We start from the raw sequence: 10870 nt of genomic DNA on the forward strand, positions 1-10870 counted from the left end.
GTTTCAGGGGCGGCTGTGGATGTAAACGCCGGGGCGCGTCAGGCGCCGGTCGCAAAGTGCAGCGTCGCGGTCAGCCCGGCCCCGGCATTCCGGCGCAGCTCCAGCCGGCCGCCATGCGCCCGCATGATTTGCTCGACGATGGACAGCCCGAGCCCCGCGCCCTGGCCGCGCCCGCCGCTGCCGCGCGCAAACCGCTTGGTCACTTCCTTCAGCTTGCCTTCCGGAATGCCTGCGCCCTGATCGATTACCGAAATCCGCAGCGGCTCCTGCAGCAGGGCCACCGTGATCGGCGCGCCTTCGGCCGAATGCTGGATGGCGTTTTCGATCAGGTTGATCACCGCAATCGACAGCGCATCGGGATCGGCCACCGCCATCACCGGCGCGTCACAGCCCTCACAGCCGAGGTCCACGCCCGCCTGCCGCGCCAGCGGCTCCATCCGCACCACGATATCCATGATCAGATCACAGACATCTATCGCCCGCCCCGGCAGAACGCTCAGCCGGTCGGCATTCGCATGGGCCAGCAGCTGCATGCTCAGCCGGATCAGCGCGTCGGTGTCCTGGCGCAGCTTGGCGAGGTCAGCATGGCCGCCATCCTGCTGCAACCGCGCCTTCAGCGCCGCCAGCGGCGTGCGCAGCGTGTGAGAAGCGTCCAGGATGAACGCCCGTTCGCGCTCCATGGCGGCGGCCAGCCGGTCCAGGCTGCCATTCAGCGCCCGCACCAGATCCACCACCTCGTCCGGCGGGTTCTCCACGATCAGGGGGCGGATATCCCGGAACTCCGAAACGCCCCGCGCCTGCTCGGCAATCTCGCGCAGCGGCCGCAGCGTCTGGCGCACAAATCCCGTCACCGCCCAGAAACTGAGAATGGCAAAGGGCAGCAGCGGGATCAGCACATGCACCGTCACCTCGGTGAGGATCATCCGGTAAAACCGGAAGGCCGGGTCGCTCGCCACAACCGTCTCTACACGGCAGGCCTCTGGTCCGCCGCAATCAAACTCCTTGCCTGCCAGCCAGAAGCCCTCTTGCGTCTGCACCGTCCACTCGTCAATCCCGGCAACTGACCGCCGCCGGATGCTCGACCAGTCGAACGCAGACTGCGCCATCGGTTGCCCGTCCGGCCCGGACAGAGCCCAGCCATACGCTTCCGGATACTTCTCGTAGATCCCATCCTTATGCACCGTATCCGGATCAAGCGTACCGCTGGTCTGCATTGCCCCCTCGAACGCGCTGGCCAGTTTCTCGGCCATTTCCAGCACCTGCCGCTGGTGCAGGTCGGTCACGTCGCTGCCATAGTCAAACGCCACGGTCCCCACCATCAGCAACCCCACGCCGAGGCTCACCCCCAGCAGCCGCCGCCGCAGCCGCGCCTCCAGCGACCATTTCGAGCTAGGCGCCACCATCGCCCTCGCTCAGCACATAGCCCACACCCCTTATGGTGCGCAGCGACACTTCCGATCCGTGCTCCTTCAGCACCGAGCGCAGGCGCGACACGGCCGCCTCCAGCGCGTTCGGCCCGGCCTGCGTGTTCTGATCATAGAGCGCGTTTTCCAGATAGAGCCGCGAGCTGACCCGCCCCGCCTTGCGCATCAGCGCGGCGAGCAGCTGATGTTCCCGGCGCGGCAGCGTCACCGGGCGCCCGCGCACCAGCACGCCGCCCGAACTCAGCTCCAGCCTCACATCCGCCAGTTCGATCACATCGCTTTCCATATGCCCCGGCCGCCGCAGCAGCGCCCGGCAGCGCGACAGCATTTCGGACAGGTCAAACGGCTTCACCAGATAATCATCCGCCCCGCCATCGAGCCCATCCACCCGGTCATTCAGCCCGCCGCGCGCCGTCAGCACGAGGATGGGAATGGCCACCGCGCTGCGCCGGCATTTCTTCAGGAAGTCCACCCCGTCGCCATCGGGCAGGCCCAGATCCAGCAGCATCAGGTCATAGCGCGTCGCCGCCAGCGCCGTCTCCGCCCCGGCAATCGAGCGCACCCAGTCGACCACATACCGGCTGCCCTCCAGGGCCGCCTGCAGGCTTTCCCCCAGGCTGGCATGGTCCTCAACCAGAAGCACTCTCATCGGTTCACTCGCCCTGTATCGCCTGCAACAAATCCCCTCCGCTGCCGACATTCAAACATTCCGCGCCACTCCACAACAAGACGTTGCCTCTCTCCTGCATTGACATTCCCTGCGCGCCGCTCAAAAATAGTTATGGCTATCATTTTGACGGAGACGTTTCATGCGCGCACTTGTCTTCCGGGGCGTTGGTCAGCCGCTGCAACTTGAAACGGTGGACGATCCCACGCCCGGCGAGGGGGAAGTCGTCCTCAAGGTTGGCCGGTGCGGCATCTGCGGCACCGATCTCCACCGCACCGAGCACAATATCTGGACCTGCCGCCCCCCGGTTGTTCTCGGCCATGAATTTGCAGGCGAAATCGTTGCCCTCGGCAAGGGCGTGGAGGGCCTGAAGGAAGGGATGCGCGTCACCGCTCTGCCCTATATCGGCTGCGGCAAGTGCCGGGCGTGCCTGGCCGGCAACCCGCATTACTGCCCCACGCGCCTCAATGCGGGTACGGAAGATCTCGCCGGAGGGTATGCTGAATATGTCAAGGTGGGCGCGGGCAGCTGCCTGCCGCTTCCCGCCGCGCTCTCCCTCGATGATGGCGCCCTGGTCGAACCGCTTGCCGTCGGCCTGCACGGCGTCAAGCGCGGCGGCGTCCAGCCCGGCGACCGCGTCCTCGTCATCGGGGCGGGCCCCATCGGCCTTGCCGCTGCCTATTGGGCAAAGCTCGCAGGCGCCAGCAGGGTCGCCGTCTCCGCCCCGTCCACCCGGCGCCAGCCCCTTGCCGAAGCCATGGGCGCCACTGCCTTCATCGCTGCCAGCGATGATACCAGCCTCGCCGCCGCCTCTGCCGAAGCGCTCGGCGGCCCAGCCGATATTGTCCTCGAATGCGTCGGCCAGACCGGCATGATCCAGCGCGCCCTCGCCTGCGTGCGCACCGGCGGCCGCATCGTCGTACTCGGCGTCTGCATCCAGCCGGACACGTTCATGCCGCTCACCGGCCTCGCCAAGGAAGCCGACATCCGCTTCTCGGTCGTCTATGATGTGGCGGAGTTCCGCACCTGTATCGACGCGCTGGATGCAGGCCACGTTTCCCCCCGCGCCATGATCACCGAAACGGTCTCGCTCGCAGACGCGCCTGCCGCCTTCGAGGCGCTGCGCCATCGCACCCATCAGTGCAAGGTGATGGTCGCCCCCTGGGATTGACGCCGGGCCAGCGGCCAGACTTTGCGCTTCTATTGACGCGGCAGGCCCGCTAACAGGGAAGCTTCCGTCACCGCAGTGAGCGCCCCCTTGCCCTATCCCAGCCTTGCCGATGCCTTCGAGCAGTTCCGCCACCGCCTTCCGGCGCGCGCCCGGCTCTATGTCGGCGGCGCCAGCGGCGAGCCGCTCGGCCTCGCGCGCCTCTTTGCGGCAGAGCCGGAGCTGACAAGCGGCCTCACCTTCCTCGGCGCCTGGGTCGCCGGGATGAACCTGACAGACTGGGCCGGCTTCCATCATGAGGCCCGCGCCGAAACCCTCTTCCTGCCCCCTGCCCAGCGCCCTTCCTTCGAGGCCGGCCGCACGCGCTTCCTGCCCCTGTCCTACAGCCAGGCATGGCACTGGATGGCCGCCACGCCGCTTGATGGCGCCGTCATCCTTGTCTCCCCGCCAGATGCAGATGGCAACGTCTCCCTCGGCGTCAGTCCGGATTTCTCGCCCCTGATGCTCGCGCGCAGCGGCGTGCCCCTTCTCGGCATCATCAATCCTCACATGCCCGCCCCGCCCCATTCGCCAAAGGTTCCTTTGTCGCAATTTGCTCAGCTGGCGGAGGATGAGTCCCCCCTTCTGGAACTCCCCGGCGGCCCGCTGCCGCCCGCTTTCGAGACCATCGCCCGCCATATCGCCGCCCTCGTGGATGAAGGCGACGCGCTGCAATTCGGCGTCGGCAATGTGCAGCAGGCGATCCTCTCTGCCCTCAAGGGCCGCCGCGGCCTGCGCATCCATTCCGGCATGGTGTCAGACCCCGTGCTGGGGATGCTGGACGCAGACCCCGCCCTGCGCGTCGATACCGGCGTCGCCACCGGCACCCGTGCCCTCTACGACCGGATGGCCACCGAGCCCCGCGTCCACTTCCACCCCGTCTCGAAAACCCATTTCGCCGCAGCGCTTGCTGCCGTGCCGCGCCTTCGCGCGATAAACTCCGTGATCGAAGTGGATCTCTTCGGCCAGGCGAATGCCGAATTCATCAATGGCCGCCAGGTCGCCGGCCAGGGCGGCCTCAACGATTTCCTGCGCGGCGCAGCCCTCTCCGAAGGCGGCCTCGCCATCACCGCCCTGATGGCCACCGCCAAAGGCGGCGAAATCAGCCGCATCGTCCCCCGCCTGCCGCCCGATGCCGTCACCGTCATGCGCACGGATATGGATGTCGTCATCACAGAATACGGCACCGCCCGCCTGCGCGGCAAAAGCATCGACGCCCGCGCCGAAGCCCTGATCACCATCGCAGACCCGCAACACCGCCCGATGCTCGCCGAAGAGTGGGAAGCGATGCGTAGGCGGATTTAACCCACCTCTCGAACGGCTCATCCTGAGCGAAGTCGAAGGACGAGCCGGGGCTCACCGTCAACCCATCTTGGCCATCCTTCGACTTCGCTCAGGATGAGCGGTGATCTGCTTGAAAGCGAAGGCCTTTACTCATTTGAGGCACCACCTCTCCCCCGTCATCCCGGTTTTGCCGCAGGCAAAGACCGGGACCCAGGGAGACATGCGCAATGTTGGATTTCTGGGTCCCGGACAGCCGCTCCGCGGCTTCCGGGATGACGCCAGATCAAATAACCCCCCGCCCCTTCAGCGCTTCCGCCTCCGCCGCGCTCAGCCCCGCCTCGCGCGCAATCTCCACCGAATGCTCCCCAAACTCTGCCAGCTTCGGGTTCGGCCGGGGCGGCTCCTTGGCAAAGCGGATGGGCGGGCCAACATGCCGGTTGCCCTCGGCATCTGTGAATACCATCCCACGCTCTGCCGTGAACGGATCATCGAAGGCCTCTTTCAGATTGCGCACCGCCGCCCAGCAGCAATCCACCGGCGCCAGGAATTCTTCCCAATGGGCCTGCGTATTGCTGGCGAAGGTCTCGCGAAAGAATGCCTTCAGCGGTTCCTGTTCGTCGCCGGGAGGGATCTTCGCATAGGGCAGCAGGTCCACGCGCCCCAGCGCCGTGAGCAAATTCTCGGCAAACTTCACTTCCGATCCGCCGATCACGATGAACCCGCCATCCGAGGTCGGATAAATCGAATTCATCGCCGCCCCACCAAAGCTGCGCATCTTTTTCGGCTCCGGCGCCACACCCTTGCCAAAGGTCGGCCCCAGCACATTCGGCGTCCAGGCAATCGCGGCGTCATACATCGACATGTCGATATAATCGCCTTCGCCCGTCTTCTCGCGGCGGTAAAGCGCCATCAGGATCGCCGACAGCGCCATCAGCGAGGAAGACGCATCGGCAAAGGCAATGCCCGGCGCGGCCGGCTGCCCATCACTGAGGCCCCGCCCCAGATCCATCAGCCCCGTCATCGCCTGCACCACAAGGTCATGCGCCGGCTTCTGCACATGCTGCCCGGTCTGCCCGAAGGCAGAGATGGAGCAGTAAACGATCTTCGGATTGCGCGCGGACACTGCCTCATATCCCACGCCCAGCCGCGTCACCACGCCCGGCCGGAACGCCTCGACAAACACATCGGCCTGCTCGGCGAGCTTCAGCAGAAGCTCGACGCCGGCGGGGTCTTTCAGGTTCAGCTTCAGGCTCCGCTTGCCGCGCGCCACATTGCGAAACCACACGCTCCACCCGTCCGGCGTCCGCTCGCCAATCTCGCGTACCGGCTCGCCCACGCCATTGGCAGGCTCCACCATGATCACGTCTGCGCCATGGTCGGCCATCATCATCGTCATGTGCGGCCCCGGCAGAAACGCCGAGAGATCGAGAACTTTCAGACCGTCGAGTTTCATGCGTCGTCCTTGTTACAAATTCATCTGAGACTGGGTGGTCAGCGCGACCAGCTTGCCCGCCTCCGTTTCGATCCGCGTCTGCCAGACCTGAAGCCTGCGGCCAACACTTACCGGCGCGGCAGTTGCCACAAGAACCGTCCCCACAGGCGCCGCCGCAATCAGGTTTGTCTTGCTCTCGGTCGTCGTGGTCATCTTGGCCTCAGCCGGCAGGCTCAGGAACGCGCCAATCGCGCCGACACAATCGGCGAGCGTCATCAGGAACCCGCCATGCGCAATGCCGCCCGCCGTGCAATGCTCCGCGCCAACGGTCACGCGGCCCACCACCGCCTCCCGGTCCGCCCGGACCAGTTCCAGGCCAATCGCCTTCGCAAACGGCATTGATGCCGCCAGCGCTTTCAGGGCGGCATCACTCATGGCTTCCTCCCAATATCTCATCATCCTGCTCGCCCAGCTTCGGCGCGCGCGCCGCCTGCGGCCGCTCGCCATTCACCCGGAAGGGCGAGGCCACCGTGCGCACGCCCTCGGGGCGCGCCTCATGCGCCACCGTCTCGATCATCGAGATTTCCTCCAGATACGGATTATCCAGCGCCGATTTCACATCCAGAACCGGCGCAAACGGCACACGGCCCGCAAACAGCGCCGTCCACTCCGCGCTCGTCCGCTGGCTGAGCAGTTCGTCCAGCAGCGGCGTCAGCGCGTCAAGGTGCCTGTGCCGCTCGGCAATGCTGGCAAAGCGCGGATCAGCCGCCAGATGCCCCGCCCCGGTCAGCTCACAGAAAATGTCCCAGAATTTCGGCGTCTGGCACATCAGGAGGCCCCAGCCATCGCCGGTCTTCACCAGCTGGCTCGGCGCAATCGAGGGGTGGCTCCCGCGCGGCAGGCGCCGCGTCTCATGCCCCCGGTTGAGATACCAGGTCGCCGGGTAGGACAGCTGATGCACGGCGGTATCAAAGAGGCTCACATCCATGTCGCATCCCACTCCCGTGCGCTGCGCGCCGACGATCCCCGCCAGCAAGGCGACGGCCAGATGGCTCCCGGTATGGAAGTCGATGATCGACAGCCCCGCCCGCACCGGCGGCCCCTCCGGCTCCCCGGTCACCATCATGAAACCTGCCTCTGCCTGCATCAGGTAATCATAGCCCGGCCAGCCCGCCCGGGAATTACCTCGCCCGTAAGCAGAGAGGTGCGCGCACACGATCGCGGGGTTCACCGCCTTCAGCGCCGGATAGTCGATCCCCAGCTTCCCCGGCTGATCCCCGCGCAGATTATTGGCCACGGCGTCGGCGGTCTTCACCAGCCCCAGAAACACCTCCCGGTCGCCCGCGTCCTTCAGGTCCAGGTCAACCGACTTTTTCCCCTTCGAGAAAGTCTGGAAAAAGTCGCTGTCCCCCTCGCCCAGGAAGTAAGGCCCAAGCCCCCGCGAGACATCCCCGCCCAGCTCCCGGCACTCGATCTTGATCACCTCCGCGCCAAGGTCCGCCAGCAGCTGCGTGCCATAGGGGCCAGCGGCGTATTGCTCGACCGAGAGGATGCGGATGCCGTCGAGAGGGCGTTTCATGCGTGTCCGTTTCTGTCCGGATTTGTCCCGGATTGTCCAAAAAGTGTCCCGGATTGTCCCGATCTGCCTGCCCCGTGTAACCGCCCTGACCGGCCCCGTCACCACCTGCCAGCGCGTCAGCCCGGCACGTCGCAATGCAGCCCACAGGGAACTATAACCGCCTCAGACTGTTGGATAAGCCCGTCCCGGAGATCGCCCCATGCCCCTGAAACTCAAGGACTCCTCGCTCCTCAAAAGTGAGGCCTTCATCGGCGGCAAATGGACCTCCGCCGCCTCCGGCCAGACGTTCGACGTCAAAAACCCCGCCACCGGAGACCGCCTCGCCGCCGTCCCCAGAATGGGCGCCGATGAAACCCGCGCCGCCATCGATGCCGCCGCCAAAGCCTTCCCCGAATGGGCCGGCCTCCTGGCGGACAAGCGCGCCCAGATCCTGCGCCAGTGGTTTGATCTCCTTATGGAAAACCAGGCCGACCTCGCCGCGATCATGACCGCCGAACAGGGCAAATCCTTCACAGAATCCAAAGGCGAAATCGCCTACGCCGCCTCCTTCATCGAATGGTTCAGCCAGGAAGCCCGCCGCACCTATGGCGACATCATCCCCACCCACACCCCCTCCGCCCGCATCCTCGTCACCCACGAACCTGTCGGCGTCACCGCCGCCATCACGCCCTGGAACTTCCCCGCCGCCATGATCGCCCGAAAGGCCGGCGCGGCGCTGTCTGTGGGCTGCACAATGGTCGTCAAACCCGCCTCCGCCACCCCGCTCACCGCCCTCGCCATGGCGGCGCTGGCCGAGCGTGCGGGCATTCCCGCAGGCGTCCTCTCGGTCGTAACCGGCTCGGCCAGCGACATCGGTGGCGAACTCACCAGCAACCCCAAGGTCCGCAAGGTCAGCTTCACCGGCTCGACCGAAACCGGCAAAAAACTGATGCAGCAAAGCGCCTCCACCCTCAAACGCCTCAGCCTCGAGCTTGGCGGCAACGCCCCCTTCCTCGTCTTCGAGGACGCAGACCTCGACGCCGCGGTGGAAGGGGCCATCGCGTCCAAATTCCGCAATTCCGGCCAGACCTGCGTCTGCGCCAACCGCTTCCTCGTGCAGGACAGCATCTATGATGCCTTCGCCAAAAAGCTCACCGAAGCGGTCAAAAAACTCCATGTCGGCAACGGCATGGACGAAGGCGTCGACCAGGGCCCCCTCATCAATGAAGGCGCCGTCGATACCGTCAAAGCCCATATCGAAGACGCCCTCCTGAAAGGCGCCCGCATAGCCCTCGGCGGCAAGCCCCACGCTCTCGGCGGCACCTTCTTTGAGCCCACAATCCTGCTCGAAATGCCCAAAACAGCCCGCATCGCGCGCGAAGAAACCTTCGGCCCCGTCGCCGCCCTTTTCCGCTTCACCGATGAGGCCGAGGCCATCGCCATGGCCAACGACACCGAATTCGGCCTCGCCGCCTATGCCTACACAAAAGACCTCGCCCGCGCCTTCCGCGTCTCCGCCGCGCTCGACTACGGCATCGTCGGCATGAATGAGGGCCTCATCTCCACCGCCATCGCCCCCTTCGGCGGCCGCAAGGAAAGCGGCTTTGGCCGGGAAGGCTCAAAATATGGCGTCAGCGACTATCTCGACATCAAATACACGCTGATGGGCGGCCTCGGCTGAGGCCCGGCCGCCGCGTCAGCGGATAATGGCGAAGCTGATGCCCGCAGCAACACCCGAATTGCGGAAGGACGTCACCTCGCCATTCTCGAACCGGTGCGCGAAGGACGCTTCATCGGCCGTATCGGCCCGCGCGAAAAAGCCGAACTCCACAGACTTCGAAACCGGCCGCGCCGCCGCCAGTTCGATGCCGGCATAAGACCGGTGGGCTGCGTCCTCGCTGGGCTGCACAAATCCGGCCCGGCCGATGGCGGCCAGAGTCCAGTTGCCCAGCTCCCATTCCGGCCCGGCGGCAAATTCAAGCCCCCAATCCTTCAGATCGGCGTCGTAAAAGCCAATCAGCGTGGGCGCGAACGGCGCCTCCAACGTCACGGCGCCCACCATTTCCAGGCTCGCCTCTGTCTCTTCCCCCGGATAGGTCAGCCAGTTGGCGGAAAAGTCCGCGCTGTAGCCATGCTGGCTCCAGGCAACGCCCAGGGTATAATCGGCCTCGTCATCGAACGCCGCCTGCTGGTCGCCCACCGGCAAAATCCGGGAAAAAGCTCCGTAGACGATGGCCTCCTGAACATCAAACTCGACCCCGGCGCCAAATCCCAGCGTTTCGCGGGCAAGCTGTTCTCCGCGATCATGCAGCGCCGAAACGGCGCCCACATCCATGAATACGCGTTTCTCCCCAGCCTCAGCGTGCAATGACCCACCGGCCATCACGGTAGCTGCAGACAGTATCAATGTGCGTGTAAGCGGCATTTACAGTTCTCCAGTAGACGTATGCGTTATGTTTTCCAGGGCGGTGGCGGCCGCCTCAGCCTGTCTCTGTCGCTCCTGCTTCAGAAAATGTCGCCGGCAGATGAAACCGTCCGTTGTCCATCAAATACCGGATGTGTGTTTTTTATATTCGTGAGCCGTGCCCCCTCAGGCTTGCACGGAACAAAGCGGCGCTCCGGCATCCCCCATGGGATGAACGAGATCATGCAACGCGCATTCAGCTTACGGATCAGAACTTGCGCGTCACCCTTGCAATCACCTGCTGGCCCCCACCATAGGTGCAGTTCCCAATGCCTGCACAACCGGCAACATAATCCTCATGAAAGATGTGGGACCCGTTAACGGCAAACCACCCCCCTCCTTCGGTCCGCACATGCGGTTGGAGTTTTTTGGAGTCCCGTTGGAGTTTTCCGGAAAAATCCTCCAACCCCGCAGCCCTCACCTCCCACGCCCTTTGGGCGCGGGCCCCTCCTCTCCCAGAGGGAGAGGGGTTGGGACTTCACCGCGAGCACAACGCTTAACCCCTCTCCCGCGAAGTGGGAGAGGAGGGGCCCATTGCGCAGCAATGGGAGGTGAGGGAGCAACCTCTCGAAGCTCATCCTGAGCGAAGTCGAAGGATAGAGCGGGCACGCTTGTCCAACAAATTTCCCGCTGAACCTGCAGCAAAACCGCGATTTCCAGAAATTTCATCCACCCCCTCCGGGAGCGGAGGTATACTCCGCCCCATGTCACCCCAGATCGCCGCCCGCCTTTATGCTCATGTATTGCCAGTCTTCTGGCCATACCTCTGGCTGCAGCTGCGCTGGATCTTCAAACGTCAGGACAAGGAACTCAGAACGCTCCTGATCTCGGTCA

9 protein-coding genes are annotated in these 10870 nt (G+C 65.0%); 3 read left to right on the forward strand and 6 right to left on the reverse strand.

What is annotated here, in order from left to right; translation table 11 throughout:
• Positions 1-38: 38 nt before the first annotated feature.
• Positions 39-1403 carry an ATP-binding protein gene (locus tag C0456_RS17280; protein ID WP_291054769.1) on the reverse strand — a complete coding sequence of 455 codons (1365 nt, stop codon included), beginning with the start codon at positions 1401-1403 and terminating at the stop codon, positions 39-41.
• Positions 1390-2073 (reverse strand): response regulator, encoded by a 684-nt coding sequence (locus C0456_RS17285; protein ID WP_291054772.1) that lies wholly within the window; start codon positions 2071-2073, stop codon positions 1390-1392. Before C0456_RS17285 ends, C0456_RS17280 begins: the two co-directional genes overlap by 14 nt.
• 160 nt (positions 2074-2233) lie before the next feature.
• On the opposite strand from C0456_RS17285, the gene C0456_RS17290 reads away from it, so the two are divergent.
• Together C0456_RS17290 and C0456_RS17295 are read left to right on the forward strand one after the other, a co-directional pair.
• Positions 2234-3262: an alcohol dehydrogenase catalytic domain-containing protein gene (locus C0456_RS17290; protein ID WP_291054776.1), complete on the forward strand. Its 1029-nt coding sequence runs from the start codon at positions 2234-2236 to the stop codon at positions 3260-3262.
• A gap of 75 nt (positions 3263-3337) precedes the next feature.
• The gene (locus C0456_RS17295; protein ID WP_291054779.1) at positions 3338-4603 is read left to right on the forward strand and encodes an acetyl-CoA hydrolase/transferase C-terminal domain-containing protein; all 1266 of its coding nucleotides are present in this window, start codon (positions 3338-3340) and stop codon (positions 4601-4603) included.
• Between the two features lie 262 nt (positions 4604-4865).
• Here the strand turns inward: C0456_RS17295 and C0456_RS17300 are convergent, their stop codons facing one another.
• From C0456_RS17300 to C0456_RS17310, 3 genes are read right to left on the reverse strand one after another with little or no spacing between them, the layout of a single operon-like run.
• The gene (locus C0456_RS17300; protein ID WP_291054782.1) at positions 4866-6035 is read right to left on the reverse strand and encodes a CoA transferase; all 1170 of its coding nucleotides are present in this window, start codon (positions 6033-6035) and stop codon (positions 4866-4868) included.
• 12 nt (positions 6036-6047) lie between these two features.
• Positions 6048-6449 carry a PaaI family thioesterase gene (locus C0456_RS17305; RefSeq protein ID WP_291054785.1) on the reverse strand — a complete coding sequence of 134 codons (402 nt, stop codon included), beginning with the start codon at positions 6447-6449 and terminating at the stop codon, positions 6048-6050.
• Positions 6442-7593, reverse strand: coding sequence for a CoA transferase (locus C0456_RS17310; RefSeq protein WP_291054788.1), 1152 nt, complete (start codon positions 7591-7593; stop codon positions 6442-6444). The genes C0456_RS17305 and C0456_RS17310 overlap by 8 nt, the downstream gene beginning before the upstream one ends.
• Before the next feature lie 205 nt (positions 7594-7798).
• On the opposite strand from C0456_RS17310, the gene C0456_RS17315 reads away from it, so the two are divergent.
• Positions 7799-9253, forward strand: a complete 1455-nt coding sequence (locus C0456_RS17315; RefSeq protein ID WP_367179309.1) for an NAD-dependent succinate-semialdehyde dehydrogenase — start codon at positions 7799-7801, stop codon at positions 9251-9253.
• 15 nt (positions 9254-9268) lie between these two features.
• Here the strand turns inward: C0456_RS17315 and C0456_RS17320 are convergent, their stop codons facing one another.
• On the reverse strand, positions 9269-9997 hold the full coding sequence (locus C0456_RS17320; RefSeq protein WP_291054794.1) for a hypothetical protein: 729 nt from the start codon (positions 9995-9997) through the stop codon (positions 9269-9271).
• Between the last annotated feature and the right edge of the window lie 873 nt (positions 9998-10870).

The sequence above is a fragment of the Hyphomonas sp. genome (genome assembly GCF_013823385.1).
GTDB lineage: Bacteria > Pseudomonadota > Alphaproteobacteria > Caulobacterales > Hyphomonadaceae > Hyphomonas.

Excerpts from the sequence above, each read along its gene's own strand:
- C0456_RS17280 (WP_291054769.1), bottom strand. The coding sequence starts at position 1,403 with ATGGTGGCGCCTAGCTCGAAATGGTCGCTGGAGGCGCGGCTGCGGCGG.
- C0456_RS17285 (WP_291054772.1), bottom strand. The coding sequence starts at position 2,073 with ATGAGAGTGCTTCTGGTTGAGGACCATGCCAGCCTGGGGGAAAGCCTG.
- C0456_RS17290 (WP_291054776.1), top strand. The coding sequence starts at position 2,234 with ATGCGCGCACTTGTCTTCCGGGGCGTTGGTCAGCCGCTGCAACTTGAA.
- C0456_RS17300 (WP_291054782.1), bottom strand. The coding sequence starts at position 6,035 with ATGAAACTCGACGGTCTGAAAGTTCTCGATCTCTCGGCGTTTCTGCCG.
- C0456_RS17305 (WP_291054785.1), bottom strand. The coding sequence starts at position 6,449 with ATGAGTGATGCCGCCCTGAAAGCGCTGGCGGCATCAATGCCGTTTGCG.
- C0456_RS17310 (WP_291054788.1), bottom strand. The coding sequence starts at position 7,593 with ATGAAACGCCCTCTCGACGGCATCCGCATCCTCTCGGTCGAGCAATAC.
- C0456_RS17320 (WP_291054794.1), bottom strand. The coding sequence starts at position 9,997 with ATGCCGCTTACACGCACATTGATACTGTCTGCAGCTACCGTGATGGCC.